The organism is Listeria cornellensis FSL F6-0969 (genome assembly GCF_000525855.1).
Taxonomy (GTDB): Bacteria; Bacillota; Bacilli; order Lactobacillales; family Listeriaceae; genus Listeria_A; species Listeria_A cornellensis.
The window spans coordinates 14,496-38,584 of the sequence record NZ_AODE01000006.1; the positions used below are offsets into that span (position 1 = coordinate 14,496).

Genomic DNA, 24,089 nt, shown 5'->3' on the forward strand with positions numbered 1-24,089 from the left:
CCTATTCTACCTCCGATGTTGCTTGCGCTTTGTCTTGTTCTTTTTGGTCGGCTTCCTCTTTCGCCATCTCTTCTTTTAACTTCGCTTCGTTCTCTTTTACCTTCTTGATTTTGTCGTTGAGCGCTTCTTGTTTCTCATTTCGCGTAGAAGCCTTCATTTCCGTATTCGCATCCAACTGCTCAATCTGTCTCGCTAAATTGTAAACCTGCAAATCATTATCTTTCATCGTTAGCGCGATATCATTTGCCTTCGTAAGTTCCGCCTGTCCATCATAAATCCAGTACAATAAATACTCTTCCGGTGATTTCAGCGTTGTTTTTTGTAACACCGTCTTCTTCTGAACATCGCTCAGTTTCGCGCTTTCCACATACGATTTCGCCAATTCAAATTTGCTCGCTTGTGGTAACTTCTCTGGATCCACATCACGCAACGTCTCCGTCACTTTTCCATAATCATCCGCAATAAACGCCTCATTCGCGCTCAGCAATGTCTCTTGAAATGGCACTTTCACAAAGGCAAAGTAAGCAACCGGAACCGCCAAAACAAGCGTCGCAATAATAAATCCAATCGTAAGCCCTTTAAACAAACGATAATTCTTCCGTTGTACCAGCGTCATTTTCCGATTCACAGCCGCGGTTTCCTTCGTATAACTCTCCGCTAAAATCTCCTCAATCGCCGCTAAATCCTTCGCCTCAATAATACTCCGATCAAAACTCGTCCCCTTCGCATTATCAAGCGATCCCGAAATCAACTCATCAAACGCGTACTTTTTCGAAAACAGCGCCACAATCAAACATTTATACTGCTTCAAAAACTTCTCGTCCGTCATCGTATACGGCGGCAACACATCACGAATCCCACGATACACTAAAAACGGCATTTGATTCACATCAAAAACCATATTTCCTGGATGTAAGAAGAACGTGAATCGAGTCTTCAACAACTCTGAAAAACGCGCTACATTACCAATCGCTCGTAACTTCTCATTCCGATCAAGCCCATAAAGCTCATCCCATGTTGTTTTTCCAGCTGTATCGAATTGGAACGACAACGCATCGCCCTTATCCTCAAAAGAAGCCGGTACAAAAAAACGTCGAATTCTCCTTCAACAAAGCCAATTGACGAATATCTTTCACCTTCGTTTGTGACTTCGAAAAATCAACCTGCCAAGTCGTCCCATCCACCTGAAAATTATATTCCATCGCATCTACCATTATTTTTCTCGTTATCATATGTCTCAAATCTCCCTTTTATAAAATTTCAATGATGTCCCCGTCTGTAATTTGAAAATCCGTCAACTTATCATCATCTGTCAACAATAATTCCTTATTCGCTACCTTAATCGCGCAATGCGACATGTTCGGCTGCGACAATTTCAACGTCTCTACCAAATTCAGTAGCAACGCCTTGACCGGCTGGTGCTTCGGGATTCGCAAATCGTGAATCCGCCCACCCCACTTCGTAAAATTGATCGTCACATTAATATGCGTATCTTGTGCCATCTCTATCTCCCTCTCCTTATTCCCATACTTTCCGAACAACCATATAAAGCAACGCGCCTACAGCCAAAACAATACCCGATAGAACCCACCAAATCGTCTTATTCGTTTTTTCTGGCACATCTTGACCTACTGCCGTCGCTTCATTTTGCCCCGCTACTTCCTCTGCCTCAGAAAACAAAGAAGCTTTCATCACTTGCACGGAATTGTCTTTTTGTGACTCCCCAGTGAACAGAGCGGCTTTCACATCATCCATTTGTTTCTTTTCTTGCGCCTTTATCTCCGCAGCATTTTTCTCAGCTTCAGGCGTGAATAACGTGATTCCCATTTTTTCAAGCTCCGTTTGCTCCGTATCCATATCCGTGTTCTTCTCGTCAATCGTTTTTGTCGCCCGGTCCAACTGCATTTCCATTTTCCCATTATCGCCAAGGTACGAATCTTCACTATTCGCCGCAAAGACACTTACAGGAATAACAAGAATTGCCCCCATCAGAATCGCAGAAATCATACTTTTTTTATGCTTCATCGTCGTTTCCTCCTGCCTGTTTACTCCGATGCCAAACGAATAAATTCACGATTATACCAACTACCGCGGCGCCAATCAGACTATACATCAGAACAAGCCAATCATCTGTGCGACTCATAAACCCATTCAATAAGTTCTCCACATATTGCAGTGGCGATAACGAACGAATCGTAGCTAACATCGAATCTTGGTCAATTTTAAGCCCAACTGCCTCCGTTAAGAATAAATAAAGCGCTAAAATAACGAGTAGCAAGAACATACCAATCATTCGTAATTGTCGTAACAAGTAAGTAGAAATCGTTACAAAAACAAATACAATCAAAATAATAACGCCCATCCAAGATACGAAAATAACGCCTTTCATTTCCAAGAAGTAAGCAGAAATAGCACCAATAATCGCGCCCTCAATCAAGGCAATTCCAACCGTCATGAGCGTAATCGGTGTATTTTCGTACACCAACGCCATTTCTTCGGCAAACTCATCCTCTTGCTTACGTTTACGCTCCTGTGCCGCAATCACATAACCCGTGAATAAAGCAACAATAAAGCAAACTAAAACAATCAAGTACGGTGTAAACGTATCTCCCGCCGCAATCGTTTCCCCTTTTACTTTCTCGACCGGGTTACTCAGAAAACTATATAAATTTTCATTTTGGCGATCACCGACACGACTATTTTTCATCATATCCGCAAAATTAGAAGCAAACTCCTGATCCGTCCCTAACTTATTCGCCATATTCGCCGATAATTTTTGCGCTTGTGTTACAATTCCTAACCCACTGTTTTGGATGTTCTTCGCTTGTTTATCAATAGCATCAAATGTTTTGTATACATTATCCGCCGAATTAAGATTCGTTTTTGAAGAATCCGCCAATGACTTACTTTGCGATAGTAACGCGCCAAATTCGCTTCCCAAAGATAAAGTAGCGGACTTTTCATCGCCACCATTCGTCACAACGATGCCGCCTTTTTCAAGCAACTCTAGGCTAGCTTTACGCCATGCTTCTACATTCGCAAGCGTTTGGGCAACACTCGTATTCATAGTCGCTGCCTGTGTCGTTGTTTCTGTTAAACGTTCCGATAACACATTCGCATTTTCTTTCGTTATTGCCGTCCGCGTCTGTGATTCATCCACTTGCTGCTGGAAAATTTCTAAATCCCGATGGATAAAATTCGTGACATTATCTGTAATCAGCGTTACCATACTTGCAATTCGATTTTCAATATTGAATTGATAGTAGTAGGAATTCTTCTTGTCCGCTGCATACTCCGTCAGTGATTTCCCGCCTAAATCTAACGACGTAACATGAGCATCAATACCGTAATACGTCTTAAATAGTTCAGATAATTTATAATACGGTTTTACATAATCCGCCACATTATCCGCTAACATTGTTGTCTCTTTATCAATAGCCCCGATCGTATCGTGTACCTCTTTTATCGCATCATCTCGCTCTTGCGTCGTAATAATGTACTGCGGCCCTAATTCGATGTTCACATTTTTATCTTCTACTGGATTAGTAACTGGTGGATCAGGCGGATTGTTTGGATCCACAGGTTCTTCCACTTCCAACCTAGTCTCGATATTGGTCATGTCAACCTTAATCGGAGCAAATAAATCAAATCCCGTACCTTCTGTATTTGTAAGCACCTCTTCTTTAATATACAAATCGATGGATACATTCAACTCCAAGGTTGTAACACCCGATCCATCAGGGTCCGTCACACTCGGATCGATATCAATCGTCCACTCCTGTTTTGCCTCATCGTAGTTAGTCGTACTGTATACATAACTGCCATCTTCTTTCGTAAGCTTAACAGAATAAACCGCTTCACTACTAGGCACCGCAAAACCCTCTGGCTGTTTAAAAATTATTTTTTGTGTACTATCTTTGACTCCTGACTTTTCAATCTGGAAATCTTGATTAAAGTTATAAATATAGTAATTTCCATCATCCAGATTACGCGTCCTAAGCCCGTCAATCTTCTCTTGTTTCAATTTATCAATCGCATTTTCGACCACTTCATATTTTGGAAATCCTTTTTTCTTATCTCGCAGTCCGTCAGACCAATCACCTGAATTCGAACTCATGTACCTTCCAGCAATCTCAATGACATTACGCAGCTCATTGAAAACCGCTCTATCCACCGCGCTAGCATCGTCTTTCAACAAATAAGCATCGTAATTCGGAATTTCTATCATTAATCTTTGAATTTCCTCATTGAAGCGATTATTCAACGTCTTATCCGTCAAATCATCCAGCGTAATATTCCGATTCCCCTCATCCGAAATATACCTAAGTAAATCCCCCTCCACACTTCCACGCAAGCTCTCACCCATTTTTGTCGTAACCTCTGTGTTTATCATGGCAACCTGCTCGTTCACTGCATCTAGATATGTCTGTACACTATCTACCTGAGTCGATAATGTCCGTTCCTCTTCCATTTTCTGAAATTGTTTGAAAATCGCATCATTAGAACTTTTCAGATTAGAAAGTTGTTCTGACACATCTGCCGTTGCCATCGCTGTATCGTTTCCTGACATCTGCTCCGCAAACGACTTTGAAACAAGCGCATTCGTTTCTTGACTTTTCGCCAATTTTTCTAAAGACTGAAAATAGGTCTCATTCGTTTTCGTTCCTTCCGCGAGTCCCGTTCCAAATCCTTTTAAAATATCCTGCAATCCTTTAAAACTATCTTTCGACATAACCGTGTAATCCTGCACCGTTTTGAATTGTTGCGTATAGTTAGATAATGGCGAATTAACGTGCGCATCATATATCGAACCATACGTTTCTTCCTTGTCGACCAATTTCGCTATACTATCCTGCGCTCCATGAAGGTTAGTAAGAATACTAGCAAAATAAACATCAATAATCTGGCTATTAAAGTCTTCTAGTACAGCCGCTGCCGCTCGTTCCGCTTCTGCTGCTACATCTTTATTTCCAGTCTCACTAATTCGATAAGAAATCTTCACCTTCTCGGGCTTTTCCAACGTCATCGACATCGCCGCTTTTGAAAAATCTTGTGGGATAAAGATAATCATATCGTACACCCGATTTTTCAAACCATTTTCAGCAAATCCACGAGAAGTAGTCGCCCATTTATGATCCGTCTGTTTCAAAACCTTCGCTGTAAATTTATCACCAAAATCAATTTTCTCGCCGTCATCCGTCCTAACTCCGATGTCTTCATTGACAAGCGCAATGGACATTTTTTTTTTCGTTTGCATACCATTTTCTTTCTTAGCCGCATTTTGTTCCAACGCCAAGTACGACGTCCCAGCCGAAAGAAGCAAAGCCAGCACTAAAAAAGCCAACACACTCCACTTTATTTTTTTCACTTGTATCCACTCCCGTTGCTTTTTTATATGTAAGAAGTCTCCCAACTTCGAATTTCCAAATTAAGCGTTTACTAAATACTGAGGCCATGAAAGCCCCAGTATCCGGTATTTCTTAGTTCAAGCCAAAATTGCGAGATAGATTCGCATCGTTTTCTTCGACTGCGTTTGCTGTTTTTGCTAATTGTTGCTCGATTTGGTGCATTAGGTTTGAGAAGTCCGTTACTTTCGGTTTCAATTGTTGGAATTGATCGTCAAACTTACGGAAAGCTTCCCCTTCCCATTCACTGCGTAATTGCTCTTGCAACTGCTCTAATTCTCTTAAAATTTGCTCAATATCTTGTCCTTTACGTCCGTATGTTTTCGAACGATCGCGTAGCTCCGCGGGACTCATTCTAATTTGTCCTGACATTCTTCTTCCATCTCCTTCTCAAATCAAATTAAAAAGGCCGTACATCACGCTGCACGGCCTCAAATAGCAACTGCACAAAGATGTAATATGTATACTTCATGCAATTCCAAAATGGTAACGCTTTAGTTCAAGCCGAAATTGCGTGATAGGTTTGCATCGTTTTCTTCGACTGCGTTTGCTGTTTTTGCTAATTGTTGCTCGATTTGGTGCATTAGGTTTGAGAAGTCCGTTACTTTTGGTTTCAATTGTTGGAATTGATCGTCAAACTTACGGAAAGCTTCCCCTTCCCATTCACTGCGTAATTGTTCTTGCAGCTGCTCTAATTCTCTTAAAATTTGTTCGATGTCTTGTCCCTTGCGACCGTATGTTTTTGAACGGTCACGAAGCTCAGCAGGGCTCATTCTAATTTGTCCAGACATGTCATTCAACTCCTTTTTCTTTTTTAGGTCTTGAGGTATAGCATAGCCACTTGGGCTATATTGCCATTATAGCAAAAAAGAACCAACGTTTGTTGATTTCAATTGTGAACTTTTTGTGAACATTTTCATTTATTTCCCTAGAAACGTCTAATATAGGGTTGTTTCAGATTTTTTTTTAAAATAAAATGTGTAAAAACACACATACATCCATTTCTTGCGCAAATAATCCTATAACAACCAAAACAAAATAAGCCAGATTGAGATAGTATTAACCCCAACCTTATATACTATACAATTCCCATTTTCATTATATTTTCTTACTACCCTTGTTTCTATTTTATTGGAGGTGCTCTGAGGAAAATAAAAAAATGGACAGAGTATGGTATAATACCTTATGAAGTCTTACTTTTGGCTGATCCGGATAAGTCTGCAATCCACCGCTACTTCTTCCAATCCGATATTTTCCTTATAGAGGATGAGCACACATGCGGTGTTATCTGTATACAGAATAAAGGCGATTGCTACAATACCTAACTATCAAGGTCGTCACTACGGCAATAAACTGCTAGAAAACGCCATTATGAACAGCACAAAATTTCATATGTATACTTTAATTGCCAAAACAGCTGATTTTCGGATGACAGAGTTCATTCGGATCCAATTTTTGAGAATGGTATCCTTGCGCAAGACCAAATAATGATGCTGTATCATTTGAACAAATAATGTATTTTTATTGATTCTAATTCCTTTATAATCCATTATCTATAACAAAGTCATAAAACTGTAACATATTGTACTACTTTTAATCGATGAAAGTATAATTTATGACTTTTTTTATTTTAAAAAATCTTTATAATAAGAAGTAAGACCAATCGTTAAAGAGAAGGGGAAATTAAATTATGTATGTTGCTGACTTAGTAAAGAATTTTAATGGTGAGAAGTTGATAGAAAAAATTACAGAGATGGAGATTCCATATAAAACAGCTAGTTTCAAAAAGAACGAGCTAATTGTGGAGGAAGGGAAGATAGATACGCATTTCTACATAGTAGATTCTGGACTTATTTCTTTTAGTATGACAAACTCGGATAAGTTGCAAGTTATCACTCGTTTTCTGAATAGTAATACTTGGTTCGGAAGCGCTAATTTCTTGTTGGACTCTCCTTTTCAGTTTAATGTAACTGCTTTAAGAGATACAAAAATTCGAATTTATAACCGAAATGATATTCTTCGCCTTTTTCAAACGGATTCAGATGGTTTTTGGTTCCTTTATTTTGATGGGTATAATCAAGTGCATGAACGTAATGCTTTAATTGAAATTGCGCATCATGATCCGCGTCGCAGACTTATTTCGGCTTTGCTTTATATTGCTAATACGGTCGGCATTAAAACCGATGATGGTATCAGCTTTCCACGTGGAATTACGCAGAACCATTTGGCGCTTGTCTCTCAAGTACCGAGAACACGAGCCAACGTGGAACTTCAAAAGTTAAGAGAACAAGGAATTATTCGATTGAAGCCAAAACCAACAGTAGTTTTAGACATTCTAAAACTGCGCGAACAATTAGAAATACACAGAACACCACGTACAAATGACTAATTGATGACACAAAATAGAGTGCAAAACGATGACTGAACCACTCAGTTATACGTTTTGCACTCTATTTTTGATTTTCAAGCCATTTTTTTTATTTGCGCCTCGTCGTCCAAATCACCACGGTAACGATCCGTTTCTAAGCCACGTGTATAGTAAATGAGCGTTGGGACTACTTTTACACCCATTTGCTTAATAATCGCTGTATAGTTCTTGTCAGCCTCCCTAGCCTTATCTGTATTGTAGTAGAGAGCCTGTCTATCAGTTGCCTCAAGCGCACTCAGAAGCCTCTTTCGAAACGGCTCACAATCAGGGCAGGTCGGTCGTCCAACGTATACATAACCTGTTTTCTTGTCCGCTAAAATCTTTTTCATCTGGCTATTCGTGATATTTTGTATCGGCTGTTCATTCGCCTCCGCCTTTGTATCAGCCAAATTCTTCGCATGTGTATCAACAATCAGTTGTACACCAACGATAAAAAGCGCTAAGGTTACGATAGTTAGCACGATAATTTTATACTTCTTAATACATAGCGCCTCCTTTAAAGCACAAAATAAGCATGGAACTTCAATCACTTTCTACAAAACTTGAAGTCCCCCACCAACAATTGGTGGAGGACTGTGCTTATTACTCTGCAGGCAGACCCATTTCGGAGATTACGATTTGCGCTATGCTATCACAAAAACGCTCTGTATCCTCAGCAGAAGCCGCTTCTACCATAACACGAACAAGTGGCTCTGTTCCAGAAGGGCGTACCAAGACACGACCGTTTCCATTCATTTCTTCCTCTACTGCTAAGATAGCCGCATGAACTTTTGCATTTTCAGTGACACCATTTTTATCAGTTACACGGATATTTACTAATTTTTGCGGGAAAGTTTGCATTTCTGCTGCTAATTCCGATAATTTCTTCCCAGTTTCTTTCATCACATTTACTAATTGAATACCAGTTAATAAGCCGTCACCAGTTGTGATGTAATCTAAGAATACGATATGTCCAGATTGCTCGCCACCTAGGCTGTAGCTTCCTTCACGCATCGCTTCTACAACATAACGATCACCAACTGCGGTTTGGATAGCTTTAATTTCAAGCTCTTCTAAGCCTTTATAAAAACCTAGATTGCTCATAACAGTAGATACAATTGTATTATTCGTCAAACGTCCTTGTACTTTTAGATGTTTTGCACAGATAAACATGATTTTGTCACCATCAACAATTTCACCATTCTCATCTACTGCGATGACACGGTCACCATCACCATCAAAAGCTAGGCCGACATGTGCTTCTTTTTCTTTCACAAATTCCGCTAATTTCTCAGGATGCGTGGAACCAACATCTGCATTGATATTCAGCCCATTAGGTGACGCCCCCATCGAACTTGTATCTGCATCTAAATCAGCAAATAAATGTGTTGCAAGTGATGATGTCGCGCCATGTGCACAATCTAGAGCTACATGCAAACCAGCAAAGTTTCCGTCCACAGATTGTTTTAGATATTGTAAATATTTCTGTTTGCCTTCAAAATAATCGCTTACTGTACCAAGACCAGCATCACTTGGACGTGGTAAGTCATCACTAGTTCCATCGAGTAATGCTTCTATTTCCAGCTCTTGATCATCAGACAATTTAAAGCCATCTGAGCCAAAAAATTTGATACCGTTGTCTTCTACTGGATTGTGTGAAGCTGAGATCATAACACTTGCTGCAGCCCCTTGCGCCTTCGTTAAATAAGCCACACCTGGAGTCGAGATAACGCCTAGACGCATCACTTCAATTCCTACTGAGACAAGACCTGCGATTAAAGCAGATTCTAGCATTTCCCCTGATATTCTTGTATCTCTTGCTACTAAAACTTTAGGATGTTCCCCAACATGCTTCGTTAGTATATATCCTCCAAATCTCCCTAGTCGAAAAGCTAATTCTGGAGATAACTCTTTATTTGCAATTCCTCTAACACCGTCAGTACCAAAATATTTACCCATTTTATAATTCGCTCCTTCTTCATTAAGAGGTTGGCCATACTTATTTTCCTATATTTGTTTCTATTTAATCCTACCATGACGCGATGTAGACCAACTTTTGATCCGTGTATCTTTTTATTATACCTTTTTTTAATCTTTTTTACACCTAATCTTATGTAAACACCCGATGAATTGGCTTTAAATGCGGTTTTCATCGGGCGAATAATTAGTTTAAAACTGGATCTGATGCATCTGCAACCTTTTTAGTGACTTGAATTTCTGCTTTAGATTGCGATAGTGTAAATGTAAACTTAGATGCTAGGCCATGGACAGCTAGTGGAATCGTGTGCGTGCCGTCTTGTAAGTTAGACATATTTGCTACGACATTGAAATCATTTCGTCCAAGCGCATCCACCTCTGTTTTTAGGCCGCTTATCGTTATATTAACTTTTCCACTAGCTGGATTAAGGAATGCTGTGCTAAAACTGTCTGAATTAACTAGACCAATAATACTGATGGCTATATCTTTGAATTCTGTCGAGCTTTGCTTTGTTGTATCCTCCGTGTCAGTCTGGTCATCCTCTTTATCCTCGTCTGTTTCATTACCAGTCTCAGTATCTGGCGTTGTTACGTTTGGACTTTCCTCTTTAGGCTGACCAGTGCCCTCATTTGCCCCATTAGAACTCTGGTCACTCTGCTTTTTTCCAGTTGTTATTTTAACTTTCACAGAGGTCGGAGTTACAGATGTCGCCCCGGTTGGAACTGGCACGGAGACCTCGATTGTTTTATCAGCTGTCGTTTGCGTCACATCAATTGGAATTGTAATTTGTTCAATCGTATCCGTAACTGACTCAGGAGCAATGACGGTTACTTTCTCATCATCGGATGTGATACTCGTAATTGTCACTGTTTTATCCGCGGGGTTACCGCTTTGTTGAAATCGTAGCGGGACCGTTTTACCTATTTTGGAAACTGACACAGCTACCTCTACTTCACCTGGATCGATTTCTACATCTAATTTATTTAGGTTCGCATCAAAAGCGCTGATTGTAGCTTTCGTGGTGAAATCGCTCTTCTGATCTTTTTCATCAGAAACCGTTGCCTTCACATAAGCAATCTGATCTAAAATTTCTTTGGAAGCCGTTATAGAAACTTTCTTCGGATCCGTTTTGGGCGTTCCAGCTTGATACCCGTCTGCAATGACCGATTTATTTAATTCGACATCTACAGAATATTTTTTCGTTACCTTTTCTGCAAGCGTTACTTTGGTAGTCGGCGGATTTACCGTTGCTTTTAGTCGATCAGATAAGCCCTTTACCTTAATTTTAACGCTTTGTGTTCCCGCCTTGGCGTTTGTGAGGTCAATGTAAGCGATGATATTAGGCTGCGTTTTAGCTAGTTGCACAAGACCTTTTGGACCACTGATAGTAACATCTACTGTATCCGGAACACCCGCGACATTCATATTGTCTTTATCATAATATACTTCTACTGGCACATTATTGATCACATCGACATAAACGCCATCCGTGACGTTTGTTACGTTGGTACTAGTAGAAGTCACAGAGGTAAACAGAATCGCCGCAAAAATAAGCGAGATAATCCGAACAGACCACTTATTCGTTAAAATACGATCCATCATTGCTTACCGCCTCCTTTCCACTTACTGAAAATAGACGGTTTTTTTCTGCATTGGAACAACAAGTTCATGCTCTAAAATTTCATGTAAACGTTCTGGTGTTACTTCTCGGAAAAGTTCGCCACCTTTAGTAATTGAAATACCACCAGTTTCCTCAGATACAACGACAGTCAGGCTGTCAGTAACCTCGCTAATACCAAGTGCTGCACGATGTCTTGTTCCGAGTTCTTTTGAAAGAAATGGACTGTCCGAAAGTGGTAAATAACCTGCTGCTGCTGCGATTTTATTATTTTTAATGATCACTGCACCATCATGGAGCGGCGTATTTGGAATAAAAATATTAATCAGTAGTTGTGAGGAAATATCTGCATCGAGTGAGATTCCTGTCTCAATATAATCATCGAGACCCGTTCCCCGTTCGATGGAAATCAAAGCACCAATCCGGCGTTTTCCCATATAACTAACTGATTTCTCAATGGAGTCAATGAGATATTGCTGTTCTTTCTCACGTTTGGACCCTGCTTTTGAGATAAAGCTACCGCGCCCAAGAGTTTCAAGCGCTCGGCGTAATTCGGGTTGGAATATAATAATAATGGCTAAAAATCCCCAAGTTAGCACCTGATCTGTAATCCACTCGACTGTCTGCAGTCCTAAAAAACTACTGACGATTTTCACGACCACGATGATAAAAATACCTTTTAGGAGTTGCACCGCTTTCGTTCCACGGATCAACATAATTAATTTATAAATAACGAACCATACTACTAAAATATCAATCACATTTGCTAAATAATGCAAAATCGATCCGTCTGGAATGGTCATAAATTCGCCTCCATTTTCAAAAAGCAAGTCTTATTTCATTTTGTTGCTTCTATCGTAAATATAAGCTGTTAAAATGCTTATACTTGCCATTATAGCACAGAAATAGAGGGGGAAAAAGATTTGAGATGCGGAAAATAAGAAAGATTTGTTTAAGAATTGATAAAGAATCATGACAATTGTCAAAAAAGCCAATAAAATCATAATTTCTTTGATTTCACCAGCTCCTCCTTACTATTCTCTATTACTTTTCTGTTCTGCTAATAGTTCTTTGAAACTTCGATTTCGTTTGGGATATTTTTTGTGATACAAATGCTGGGCGACGATAGCTAGTATTAAGGCCATAGCTGTTAATAGAAGCGAGTTTTTGAAAATGCCCACAGCTAGCATCAGTGCACCAATAAATAAGCTTATGTTGAACAAGCCTTTCTCCATACCATCTACTCCTCTAAATTGTAGTTTAGCGCCAAATCGTGTTCTAATTTTTTAATATTTAAAGCATCAAAAACAAGTGCTTTTTCTGCAATATAGGCGTTGTACTCGATGCGTTCCAGCAAATCGTATGCTTTATGCAGACTAGTATCAAGGACAACAATGCCATGTTTATTAAGTAAGCTAGCGCTTGGAACAGCCGCTTCACCTAGTGCAATCACATGAGCACGAACAATTTCTGCAAGTTCTGGGCTTGTTGCCGGCGCAAAATCAAGCGTTGGGATCACCCCTAATTTTTGTGTAGCTTCTGTTAAATTTGGTAGCTCCATACCGAGTGTTGCGAATAACATTGATTCTTTTGGATGTGCATGTAGAACGCAACCAACTTTTGGATTTTCCGTGTAGCATGCTCGGTGCAAATTGATTTCACGTGTCACCCTCCCATCGCCTTCTACCACCTCATTATTATTATCCACCACAAGAATTTCATAAGCCGATAAATCGCATAACTTCGCCTGACTCATCAATGTAGGCGTCATAATAATATGCTTCTCATTCATTCGTACCGATACATTTCCACCCGCTGCATTCGTTTCAAACCGATCAAACATCACCTTCACTACTTTTGCTAAATCCTCACGTTCTTTTTGGTATAACATATTTTCCTCACATCTCCTCAACTTCGATTATTGTCACTTGCTCTTTCAAAATTTCCGCTTCAACTAGACTAAATGTCGAGCTATCCGCGTGCATCACCTTACTTGCCGAACATCCTGTCGCGCGTTTTAGAATTTCAGGTAGCGGCAAATGTTCGGAGATTCCGGCAATGAATGCCCCCACAAAACAGTCTCCAGCTCCCGTATCGCTTTTTTCTGTGACTGGTGGGGCAATCACGCGATATACCTTTCCTTCATGCGCACAATATGAGCCATGCTGACCAAGCGATACAACAAGGTAACGGATGTTTTTCGCCAGTTCTCGCATATTTTCGGTCAATGTTGCCGACTCCTCCACGAGAATTTCTTGAATTTCATGCTCGTTTGGCTTCAAGAAATCGACGCCCAGTTTTACTGCTAATCGTAAATATTCGCCTGACAAATCGCAAGCTAAGAAGCATCCAGTAGCCTTCACTGTTTGTAAAAGTGTCTCAAAATCCGCTAATGTGAACTCTGGTGGTGGTGAACCCGCAATAACAACCATATCTTCTTGTGTCACTTTTTGGCGAATTTGTTCTAATAATGCTATTTTGTTCGCATCACTTATAGCAAATCCAGATTCCGGCATCATAATACTGCCGCTTGATTCCTCACTAATAATGACAAAACTAGTTCTAGTTCGCTCTCCTTGTTGGACTAAGAAGTCATGTGCAATTTGCTTTTCAGACAGAATTCCATATAATTGTGCCCTATTCTGAGAGCCCACGATACCGAGTGCTTCATTCTTTATAGAAAACTGGCTAAGAACGCCTGAAACATGTAATCCTTTACCACCACAGTCCCATTCACTTCGAATAATCCGATTAGCTTGCCGTTTTTTCACATCTCTTTTTACAAATAAAAGCTGGTCGATTGCAGGGTTTAACGTCAATGTATAAATCATCCTAGTTGCTCCAATTCTGTCGTCCGTTTCCGCATTGCTTTCACATAGAAAACGAGCAATACGATCCAACCAGCAAGCATCAATAGCCCAATAATCGAGAATTTACTAGCTTCACCCATAATGAAGCGGAAAACAGGGTATTCAATCGTGCTCCACGTGATTTCTTGCCCAGTTTGTAGCGAAATTGCTTTTGTCGAGTTTGCCAAATCTGTAATTGTTCCTGCAAAAAACGTAGCCACATATAGGAAAACAGGTGTTGTAACAACGCCTAAGATAATCATTCGTAGTAAGTTCCCACCCGTAACAACAAGAGCTGGCGCGCAGAGTGAGATATTTAGAATACCAGCAAATGGTAGTACGCCATTCCCAGGTAAAATGAGAGCAAAAATCAGCGTTACTGGCACCATAATAACAATCGCCACCCAAACCTCACTACAGCCCGCTAAAATCGGCCAATCCAAACCAATGAAAAGTTCACGATCCTTAAAGCGTTTCTTCATATAATCAGAAATACCATCAGATAACGGCGACAAAGCCTGCATAAATAATTTTGCAACCATCGGAAACAGCGTCAAAGCAGCCGCAGCTTGCATGGCTAACATCAATGTTTGCGCGACATCATAACCCGCGGCAATCCCAAGTAACGCCCCAACGATGAATCCCATCACATGATTTTCCGCAAAAATTCCAATCTTGTCCTTAAGTGCATTCGCGTCCATATTTTTGCGTAGAGCTGGAATTTTCTTAAGCAGCCAATCAATCGGCATCAACACTACACAGAAAATCATCATACTGTGCGAAACCGTAACACCCGGAATTCCATTCAGTTCCTGAATTTGACGTTGATTCGCATCACATAAAATCAACTCAACGACAACCTGAATCGCCGCAACTGTAAAGGCCAAATATACATTATGCGTCACACCTACAATGAGTACGGCAGTCAAAATTTTTCCCCACACGTTCCATAAATCCACATTCAGCGTTTTCGTCGCGTTAAATACGAGCATAATCGCGTTAATTCCCAATTGCAGAGGGAACATCAAAAACGCGAGTGGCCAGGCCCAGGCAAGTGTGGCCATCGATGTCCAACCACCATCTAAAATTGTTAGCTCTATCCCCGTCCGCTCCGCCAAACCTTGCGCAGCAGGAGTAAGCGCCTCAATCATAAACCCAATTACAATATTCATTCCAAGGAAAGCGACCCCTAAAATAATCCCAGCACTGATTGCATCCTTGACCTTCATCCGGACAATTAAACCGATAATAATCATCAACGCAGGCACAAACACAGCCGCGCCTAAATTCAAAATAAATTCTACAACAGATTGTAATGATCCCATTTTGCACTCTCCCTGTTTTCAATATATTATTTTAAAGCATCAATCAGCTTCTCTACTTCCTCTTCCATGCCCATTCCTGTCAAAAAAGCAATACCATTAAGCGTTGGAATATCATACTCCTTATTCGCCTTCGTAATCGCCACATACGCGTCACTTGTACGAATATGCTGATCCAGCGATTTAATATCCACTGCCTCTACATTCGCACGTATACCACGCTCTTTCAAAATTCGCTCCACTTTTGATGCGACCGTTTGGCTCGTTGCGACGCCCGATCCACATGCTACAATCACTTTTTTCATCATTTCGTCATCCTTCCAAATTGTATTTTCAGAAAAGCTATTAAATCTTCTTTGCTTTGTTTTTCTCGTAGCTCTTCTATAAAATTCTCCTGTGTGAAGTGCTCCATAATCATTGCTAGTAAAGGCACTTGAGACTTAGGATCGCAAATACCCAATACGAAAACTATCTCTACATCAATCGCTTTATCCATCGTACCCATCTGTATAAATTCTAGCGGTTTTCTAAGCTGACCCACAAACACAAATGGCCGATTCACGTGCACCGTATCCGTGTGTGGAATTGCAATCACTATCCCGTTCATTTCGAGTCCAGTCGGAAAAGCCCTCTCCCTCTCTATAATTGCTTCACAAAAAGACGGCGTTACACAACCCTTCCGTTCTAAAATCGCGGAAACTTCTATAAAAAATACGGCTTGGCTTTCAAACTCACCGTCCATTAATGTGAAATCCTCCTGGAATAAATCATCAAAATTCAACGAACTCAACCCCTTTCAATCATTTCTGCAATCTCTGCTCTATTCTCCGATGCTAAAATAAACTGTAACTTCTCTGGTTGCAGGAAAACCTCATTCATTTTTAATAACAACGGAATATGTCGATTCCGGCCAGATGGCGCTAATGCAATCATCATTTGTACATATTCTCCACTTGGATTACACATTCCTCTTTTGACAATATGAAGCTGAATATCCGCCCTCTGAACGCCTGCTTGCGGTTTTGCATGCGGCAAATAAATCCCTGGCCCAATCACCATTTGCTGATAATTTTCATAAAAAATCATTTCGCACGTCGCAACATAATTCTGTGTAACGCTTCCACGCTGAAGTAATGGCATAAAAGACCTGACAACCAGCTCATTCCAACGCGCAGCATCTTTCCAAATACATATATTCTGCGCTTCAATACGCAATGTATCCGACATATCCAATGGCCGTACTTCAAAATCCTTCTGTCCAAAAAATCGCTCTAACTTCTCTGTCACCTGAGGGATGTTCTCAGAAGGTATCGAGTCACGAAGCATCGCCATAAGCGCCTTTGTCTTTTTCTCAATATCCATATCAATCGTTTGCTCGACCTGGCATCGTAATATTTTCCGACTCTCTTTATCCAAAATAGAAGGTACTACAAAAACAGTCACATCCGTCTGAATCGGTACTGTCGTGAAAAGGAAGTCCACATCTCGTTCCACTTGAGCTAACTGGCGCACCGCAAAAGCCCCTTGAAAATCAATTGTCGGAAACATGCCTTTCAAATTCTCCAATAATAATTTGGAAATCGACGTACCACTTTGGCACAGTATCGCGGCTCTGAAAATCTTCTGCTCCGTTTCCTCTGTTTGATACATCCAACCAAGTACAATCATGGATAAATAGACCATTTCTTCTTTTGACCATTGGTGTCCAACCAATTCAGCGAACGGTTCAGAAGCCTTTTCGACTATTCGGAACATTGTCGTATACTCCTCGATAAACTGTTCCGTTAATGTATTATTTATTTGGAAACCAAGTAAATTACGATAAATTGCAGGCCTAATATGCAGCATTACCTTCTCTTTGAATTCTCCCTTACGAATGATTTCCGTTGCAAAATAGTTCTCCAGTCGCACTGTGAAATCGTCTACCGCAAAAGCAATTTCTTCACTATCTGAAAAAAGCAATGCCGATTCGACAAGGTTTGATGCTAAGACTTGTAGCGATAAATAGAGCAAGTCCGTCTCATTCAAAAAATCATATCCCCAGAACATTTCTCTGATAATCGGATATTCATGCGTGTTTTTAATATCATATTTCTCAATTTTAAAAGACCATGCAATATTAGCAATTTCTGCACGCTTGATAATACCGAAAAGAATATATGGCAATTCCTCTAACTGCTCGTCTGTAAATGTGATTTGGAGATCCTTCTCCACTTTCTCTAGCCGTTTTTTCAACAAAAATACCTCACTGACTGTAATCAACCTTTTTTCGTCGAGGATGAATTTTCCATAGGGGGTTTTCATAACATCACGAATGAGCTTTCCGAGTAAATTGCGAATAAGGAATTCAGAACCTGAAATAGCGTAACCAGCTTTGCGTGAATAATCAAGCTGTATTTGTAGCTGATTTAGCCGCGACTTAATATGTTTGAAATCGCTAAGCATTGTATTTTTGCTGACATACACATAGTCGGCTAATGCTTGAAGTGATAAATAACGTCCATCCATGAGTAGCTGAATCATGATGAGTTGCCGCCGTAAATCCCCTTCATAATAAGAAAATAATTGCTGCTCCTTCTCCGTTAAAAGTCGATAACAATCTTCCCGGCAACGTTCTGTCATCGAAATCACCTGATGCTCCATCAAAATAGGTTCCGATTTTAAAGAACGATTGATTTCCTCAATATTTTTCTTGATTTCGTTCGGTGTTTGATGTAAATTTTTAGAAACATGGGCGACATCAACGTGATGGTTCAACAACAAGTAGGTCAAGAGGTCCTTTGTGCCGCGTTTCATTTTGAATCCCTCCTTTAGTTCTATCTTATACGATAACCTATCCACTATTTCATCGATTCATCACAATTTGTAAATATCATAAAAATCAAATTGTGATGATTGGTTGGTTTTGACACACTCCGAGATGCTATGATTAAAAAAGGGCAAACAAAAAGAGAAGCCCCCCGAAAAAGGAGCTCCCCCATTGTATTTATTTGTGGTAATCATGTTTTTCTAACTTATCAACTAATTGAACAGCCTCACCGAATAGATCTAACTCTAGCGCAGAACCTTCAAGTAGCTCTATGCTAACCGTTTTCGCATCAACTGTGATTTTAATCAAGCGATCGCGATAGTTAATTTTGAAAGCATATTTGTTCCACGTTTTCGGCAAGAAAGGAGCAAAGGAAAGGCGTTCATTGAAGGTACGCATACCCGCAAAGCCTTGCACAATAGCAATCCAACTTCCGGCCATCGATGTGATATGCAATCCATCTTCCGTATCGTTGTTATAATTGTCTAAATCAAGACGCGCCGTTCGGTTATAAAGCTCCACCGCCTTGTCTTCTCGACCAATTTCTGCAGCCAAAACCGTATGAACAGCTGGCGACAAACTAGATTCATGCACAGTCAACGGCTCGTAAAATTCAAAATTCCGCTGTTTTGTCTCGAAATCAAATTCGTTGCCAAACGTATAGATTCCTTGTAATACATCCGCTTGTTTAATAAAACACGACCGCAAAATTTTATCCCATGACCAATTTTGATTAATCGGTTTATCCGCATCTGTAAGTGTATCTGTAGAGCGTAATTCTTTATCCAAGAATGTATCATGTTGCACAAATATTTGCCACTTTTCATCATATGGGAAGTACATGTTATCAATAATATCCTGCCAATGGTCGATTTCAGCATCCGTAATTTGCAACGCTGTTTTCTTTGCTGGCGTAATTTTAGCAAGTGATTCGATTGTGTAGCGCAGTGTCCAGGCTGCAATATAATTTGTATACCAATTATTGCTAACATTATTATCGTACTCATTTGGCCCAGTAACGCCATGAATCATATACTTATCCAAACGTTCCGACATATGCACCCGATCCGCCCAAAAAACGACTAATCTCCGTCAGTACATCCATACCTTCATTCTCTAAGTAAGAACTGTCACCCGTATAATTTGTATAATTATAAATAGCATGTGCCATCGCGCCATTACGGTGAATTTCCTCGAATGTAATCTCCCACTCATTATGACACTCGATTCCTGTAAAAGTAACCATCGGATAAAGCGCGCCATTCAAACCAATTTTGCGAGCATTCTCTTTAGCCCCATCTAGCTGATCACGACGGTATTGCAACAGGTTTCGAGATACATTCTTGTCTGCAAGCGCGAGGTACAGCGGTAATGCAAACGCCTCGGTATCCCAGTATGTCGCCCCACCATACTTCTCACCAGTGAAACCTTTGGGTCCAATATTGAGTCGTGCATCCTCGCCATAATACGTTGCAAACAATTGGAAAATATTGAATCGAATTCCTTGTTGTGCCTCATTATCACCTGAAATTAAAACATCTGCTTTTTGCCAACGCTCTCGCCAAGCGTCTGCATGCTCTATGCGCAGTTTTTCATAGTCCAAACCTTCTACATCCGCTAAAATCTGCTGTGCTTTGGATGCCAACTCATGCTCTTCATAGTCACGAGATGTCACAACAGCCACACGTTTCTCCAATTTTGCCGTCTCGCCTTTTGCTAGGCTAAATTGATATTTATTCTCAACGTAAAGTTTTTTCGCCTCAGCTGATGTTTCCTTCTGATTTACCGCATGAGATTCCATCGAAGCTGCAATCGTGAACCGTGGAATATCAAAATTATTTTCAATCGTCTTTGTCACAATGGTCGCCTTATTCGCATCCGCCTCTTGCGCCACTTCCAACCAAAAAACTTCATCATAGTTCGCATCCTCATTCGTTACGTTACCATCAATATAAGGTGTCAACACGACATCAGCGTCCGCATCTAGCGCAGTAACATGGTACTGAATCAAACAAATTTCCTGCTTCACGATACTAAGAAAACGCTCCGTCTCAATAAAAAAATGCTTTCCCAGCCTTAGTCACTTCAAACGATCGGCGCAGAATCCCGGTCTCCATATCAAGCTCCAAGTTAAAATCTGTCACCGTATCCTGAAATAAGTCCAGCGTTTCCCCGTCTATTTTCACATCAATACCGATAAAATTCAGCGCATTGATCACTTTTCCAAAATAATCAGGATAACCATTCTTCCACCAGCCGACACGCGTCTTATCTGGATACCAAACCCCCGCAACATAGGTCCCTTGGTGCGTGTCCCCAGAATAACGCTCTTCAAAATTACCACGCATCCCCATGTAACCATTCCCAAGTGATGTCAGGCTTTCCTGTAATCGTTTTGCATCTTTTTCTACACGTTTCGATTTTAATTTCCATTCATCTATTTCAAATAAACGTTGAGTCATCCTGTTCGTCCCCCCAGTTCCAAAATATCATCCGTCTGTTTAAAGCGCGTTTTAATGAAGGTAAATGCGATCATGAGCACCATTCCAAGCGACTGAATCGCCATCATCACTGTAATATCAAAATAAATAATCCCGATTACCGCAGCAAATAAGGTAGGTAAGCCCAACGCCAGCAATGTCAGTGACAGCGACTCTTTATAAGACCTAATCTCCGACATCTGATTTCGCTTCGTAAACCAGATAAACAAAGCCGCAAACAGCGCCAGCATCAGGCTACTCGCAAAAAGAACCGAGCCAAGCATCGCAGACATCGTCAAGAATACAAACGCCTTGTTCTGCACAAACCACTGCGAACTAATCCACGCCTGCATATCCTCTGCATTCGTCACATCCGCAAGACTTGCATCACGCGTATACTGCACTGTAAACGCATATCCCGAACTGTCCCGAAGCTCCATGCTAGTCTTACCTAAAACAAACATATTTTTCGCATCAGGCACATTCGTATCACCCAGGTTCACCATTGCGACGCCCTTATTCGATTCCTGCAAGGTCTCACTTGGTTGCCCCGACAAGATTCCATTTTGTAGCTGATAACTCGCCGTAACATCGCTAACAAAAGCATCATCCACTTGTTTCATCATGTTCGGCATCAACGTCTTTAAATCAAACGACTCCTGCTTCACAAAATGTAACGACACAGGAATAAGCAAACAAGCCGTCAAAAATACAAAGATAAACACCAATTTACCCCACCCAAACAAAGTCCGGCTAGCAAACATTCGCTTTGGCGAGCACATCCCCCAGAAATAACTCATCGGAAATCCACGCTTCATTCTACTCACATCACAATCTAAAAAATCAATTTCACTTGCTCGATCCAAATTCACCGCCAAACTTCCGAGGAGCTACAAATGCTTAGTTCCTAGGCAACGCCGCGCACCGGAGCGGAGTGTACTTGTGTATATAAGCCGGGGCACAGGCTTTAACGACGGAAATGAGCGTTTGTAGCTTCTCGGACGATCAACCTTTTGTTCCACCGGCAGTAAGCCCCGATACAAAGTTCTTTTGCAAGAAGAAGAACAATAAACAAATAGGTAAAGCTGCCAAAATAGCTCCGGCCGCGAATAGCGCGACTTTTTGTTGTTGAGGATTCGCAATGAAACTTTGCAAACCAACCGCAATCGTCAAATTCTCCGGAGTACGTAATAAGAACTTGGCAAGTAAGAAATCACCGAATGGCCCCATAAATGCCCACAGAGCTTGAACTGCTATCATTGGTCGCACTAACGGTAAAATAATCTGACCAAAAATCCGGAAATGCCCTGCGCCATCGAGTTTGGCCGATTCATCTAAATCTCTTGGTACTGTATCGAAATACCCTTTCATTAGCCAAATATTCATCGGAATCCCACCACCAATATAAATCAGCGTTAAGAACCAGAATTGATCCAATGCACCTAAAAGCATTGCTAACACATAAAATGCTGTTAAGGCCGCCATCGTTGGCACCATTTGAATAATCAAGAAGAAAATCAGACTGTTTTTACGTCCTTTAAAACGGTAACGACTATACGTATAGCCCGCAATTGTCACAATCGCCACTTGGAAAATCATCGTTGTGACAGCAATAATCAGCGTATTACGATACCAATCTAAATACAAGGTCTCATTGAAAAGTCTTACGAAATTATCGAGCGTCCAACTATCGCTCCACTCCAATGTAAATGCCGCAATATTACCTGGCTTAAAGGCCGATGATGCTGTAATTAAAATAGGATATAAAATCACGATCGATAAGGCTAACAAGAATAAATACGTAAAGAATTTTGTCAAGAAATTAGTGGTACGTTGATCTTTCAAAAATGATTTCATCCTACATCATCCCTTCATTACCAAAGGCATTCGTTTTCTTAAACGCAATCATCGACACAGAAATAACAACAACCGATATGAGTAGCGTGACTGCAGCTGCGACCGCATATTGTGGCGATGTCCCCGTCGTTAATTTGTAAATCCATGAAATAAGAATATCCGTCGAGCCAGCACCTGCGCCAACACTTCCTGGTCCACCTTCATTGAATAGATAAATGATGGAGAAGTTATTGAAGTTAAACGTATATTGCGTGATAAAAACTGGAGCTGTAACGAATAAAATCATTGGCATCGTAATTTTGCGGAAGCGAGCAATCGCACTAGCACCATCAATTTTCGCTGCTTCGTATAATTCACCCGGGATAGCTTGCAACACCCCAGTTACCATAACGTAAATATATGGGAATCCCAGCCAACCTTGAATCGAAATCAACGCTATTTTGGTCCAGAACGGATCTGTTTTCCATGCAAGCGATGGGATATCGACAAACGGTAAATGGTTTAAAAGCGGGATAACTTGCATATTAATGGCACCAATACTATCATTGAACATGTTTGAAAAACTCATGATTGTGATGAAAGCAGGTACTGCCCATGGAAGCAAGAAAATAACTCCAAAAAGGCGTTTTCCTTTGATGAAACTCTGATTGGCAATAACCGCTGTAAAAACACCAATCACAATTTGTAATGTCGTCGCACAAATCGTCCACACGAGCGTCCAAGAAAATACGCTTAAGAACGTATCACGATAGGAGCTAAGGAAGAAGATACTGAAAAAGTTTTTGAAGCCCACCCAGTCAATCAGATTGGCCGGTGGAATATGATAGAAATCGTAGTTTGTAAAAGCCATAAATAATGTAACTAGAACTGGGAAAATGATAACAAATGTCATCACAAGATATGCTGGTAGCGTGAAAAGATACGGAAAACCTTTCTCTACCATATTTTTAAGTATATCAATCGTTTTCCTATTAACCGTTTCTCCTAAATTCCACGTTATCGCTACACGTCTCGCATCGAATATATTGATAATATAAAAACCGATAAAAAAGAACTGTAACAATCAGTTGAAGCGTTCCCTCAATCATCAGGAATAGCGAGTGATCCACACCAGGTACAGAGCCCAATGTAATAAGACCAATAAATGCATTAATACCAACTGCGATAAATTCGATAACAAAAGCAATAAATACGGCGATAAACACGACACCTTTAAAAATTTGCCCATTATAAAATTGACCCAGTCCTGGAATGATCGATAACAGCGTCGCCTTACGAACATTTTTTATTGGTTGTTCTTTATCCATCGTGTTATCCCCATTTCTATCTTTTTATTTTATGTAAGTCTAGGAATTTCAGAGTGT

General features: G+C 40.5%; 20 protein-coding genes and 3 pseudogenes. 1 reads left to right on the forward strand and 22 read right to left on the reverse strand.

Annotation, left to right across the window (positions count from 1 at the left end; genetic code table 11):
- Position 1: 1 nt before the first annotated feature.
- The 7 genes from essB to PCORN_RS02215 form a co-directional block, all read right to left on the reverse strand.
- On the reverse strand, positions 2-1,051 hold the full coding sequence (gene essB, locus PCORN_RS02190; RefSeq protein WP_051999181.1) for a type VII secretion protein EssB: 1,050 nt from the start codon (positions 1,049-1,051) through the stop codon (positions 2-4).
- Positions 1,052-1,067: 16 nt separating this feature from the next.
- Positions 1,068-1,232 carry a hypothetical protein gene (locus PCORN_RS19195; RefSeq protein ID WP_159102510.1) on the reverse strand — a complete coding sequence of 55 codons (165 nt, stop codon included), beginning with the start codon at positions 1,230-1,232 and terminating at the stop codon, positions 1,068-1,070.
- Between the two features lie 18 nt (positions 1,233-1,250).
- Positions 1,251-1,502, reverse strand: coding sequence for an EsaB/YukD family protein (locus PCORN_RS02195; protein ID WP_036066143.1), 252 nt, complete (start codon positions 1,500-1,502; stop codon positions 1,251-1,253).
- Between the two features lie 16 nt (positions 1,503-1,518).
- Complete coding sequence (essA, locus tag PCORN_RS02200) at positions 1,519-2,025, reverse strand: type VII secretion protein EssA (RefSeq protein WP_051999182.1); 507 nt, start codon at positions 2,023-2,025, stop codon at positions 1,519-1,521.
- Positions 2,015-5,368 (reverse strand): type VII secretion protein EsaA, encoded by a 3,354-nt coding sequence (esaA, locus tag PCORN_RS02205; RefSeq protein WP_036077172.1) that lies wholly within the window; start codon positions 5,366-5,368, stop codon positions 2,015-2,017. The genes essA and esaA overlap by 11 nt, the downstream gene beginning before the upstream one ends.
- Before the next feature lie 112 nt (positions 5,369-5,480).
- Entirely contained in the window at positions 5,481-5,777 is a 297-nt protein-coding gene (locus tag PCORN_RS02210; protein ID WP_036066144.1) for a WXG100 family type VII secretion target, read from the reverse strand.
- A gap of 122 nt (positions 5,778-5,899) precedes the next feature.
- Positions 5,900-6,196 (reverse strand): WXG100 family type VII secretion target, encoded by a 297-nt coding sequence (locus PCORN_RS02215; protein WP_036066144.1) that lies wholly within the window; start codon positions 6,194-6,196, stop codon positions 5,900-5,902.
- Between the two features lie 899 nt (positions 6,197-7,095).
- Here PCORN_RS02215 and PCORN_RS02220 point away from each other — a divergent pair.
- Positions 7,096-7,794 carry a Crp/Fnr family transcriptional regulator gene (locus PCORN_RS02220; RefSeq protein ID WP_036077174.1) on the forward strand — a complete coding sequence of 233 codons (699 nt, stop codon included), beginning with the start codon at positions 7,096-7,098 and terminating at the stop codon, positions 7,792-7,794.
- Between the two features lie 74 nt (positions 7,795-7,868).
- Here PCORN_RS02220 and PCORN_RS02225 read toward each other — a convergent pair whose 3' ends face one another.
- From PCORN_RS02225 to PCORN_RS02295, 15 genes and pseudogenes are all read right to left on the reverse strand, one after another.
- The gene (locus PCORN_RS02225; protein ID WP_036077176.1) at positions 7,869-8,294 is read right to left on the reverse strand and encodes a thioredoxin family protein; all 426 of its coding nucleotides are present in this window, start codon (positions 8,292-8,294) and stop codon (positions 7,869-7,871) included.
- Positions 8,295-8,415: 121 nt separating this feature from the next.
- Positions 8,416-9,771: a phosphoglucosamine mutase gene (glmM, locus tag PCORN_RS02230; RefSeq protein WP_036077178.1), complete on the reverse strand. Its 1,356-nt coding sequence runs from the start codon at positions 9,769-9,771 to the stop codon at positions 8,416-8,418.
- Between the two features lie 205 nt (positions 9,772-9,976).
- Positions 9,977-11,392: a CdaR family protein gene (locus PCORN_RS02235; RefSeq protein ID WP_036077181.1), complete on the reverse strand. Its 1,416-nt coding sequence runs from the start codon at positions 11,390-11,392 to the stop codon at positions 9,977-9,979.
- Positions 11,389-12,211 (reverse strand): annotated as a pseudogene (cdaA, locus tag PCORN_RS02240) (diadenylate cyclase CdaA). Before cdaA ends, PCORN_RS02235 begins: the two are co-directional and overlap by 4 nt.
- A 231-nt stretch (positions 12,212-12,442) precedes the next feature.
- The gene (locus PCORN_RS02245) at positions 12,443-12,643 is read right to left on the reverse strand and encodes a hypothetical protein (protein WP_036077183.1); all 201 of its coding nucleotides are present in this window, start codon (positions 12,641-12,643) and stop codon (positions 12,443-12,445) included.
- 5 nt (positions 12,644-12,648) lie between these two features.
- On the reverse strand, positions 12,649-13,299 hold the full coding sequence (locus PCORN_RS02250; RefSeq protein ID WP_036077184.1) for a class II aldolase/adducin family protein: 651 nt from the start codon (positions 13,297-13,299) through the stop codon (positions 12,649-12,651).
- A gap of 7 nt (positions 13,300-13,306) precedes the next feature.
- Positions 13,307-14,239 carry a 1-phosphofructokinase family hexose kinase gene (locus PCORN_RS02255; RefSeq protein ID WP_036077187.1) on the reverse strand — a complete coding sequence of 311 codons (933 nt, stop codon included), beginning with the start codon at positions 14,237-14,239 and terminating at the stop codon, positions 13,307-13,309.
- Positions 14,236-15,582: a PTS galactitol transporter subunit IIC gene (locus PCORN_RS02260; RefSeq protein ID WP_036077188.1), complete on the reverse strand. Its 1,347-nt coding sequence runs from the start codon at positions 15,580-15,582 to the stop codon at positions 14,236-14,238. The genes PCORN_RS02255 and PCORN_RS02260 overlap by 4 nt, the downstream gene beginning before the upstream one ends.
- 26 nt (positions 15,583-15,608) lie before the next feature.
- Complete coding sequence (locus tag PCORN_RS02265) at positions 15,609-15,884, reverse strand: PTS sugar transporter subunit IIB (protein WP_036077237.1); 276 nt, start codon at positions 15,882-15,884, stop codon at positions 15,609-15,611.
- The gene (locus PCORN_RS02270) at positions 15,884-16,360 is read right to left on the reverse strand and encodes a PTS sugar transporter subunit IIA (protein WP_036077190.1); all 477 of its coding nucleotides are present in this window, start codon (positions 16,358-16,360) and stop codon (positions 15,884-15,886) included. The genes PCORN_RS02265 and PCORN_RS02270 overlap by 1 nt, the downstream gene beginning before the upstream one ends.
- 5 nt (positions 16,361-16,365) lie before the next feature.
- Positions 16,366-18,375 carry a BglG family transcription antiterminator gene (locus PCORN_RS02275; RefSeq protein WP_036077192.1) on the reverse strand — a complete coding sequence of 670 codons (2,010 nt, stop codon included), beginning with the start codon at positions 18,373-18,375 and terminating at the stop codon, positions 16,366-16,368.
- A 190-nt stretch (positions 18,376-18,565) separates the two neighbouring features.
- Positions 18,566-20,850: pseudogene (locus PCORN_RS02280) on the reverse strand (glycoside hydrolase family 65 protein).
- Positions 20,847-21,740, reverse strand: a complete 894-nt coding sequence (locus PCORN_RS02285) for a DUF1189 family protein (protein ID WP_051999183.1) — start codon at positions 21,738-21,740, stop codon at positions 20,847-20,849. Before PCORN_RS02285 ends, PCORN_RS02280 begins: the two are co-directional and overlap by 4 nt.
- 133 nt (positions 21,741-21,873) lie before the next feature.
- A complete protein-coding gene (locus PCORN_RS02290) occupies positions 21,874-22,725 on the reverse strand; it encodes a sugar ABC transporter permease (protein WP_036077194.1) in 852 nt (283 codons plus the stop codon).
- Between the two features lies 1 nt (position 22,726).
- Positions 22,727-24,032: pseudogene (locus PCORN_RS02295) on the reverse strand (carbohydrate ABC transporter permease).
- Between the last annotated feature and the right edge of the window lie 57 nt (positions 24,033-24,089).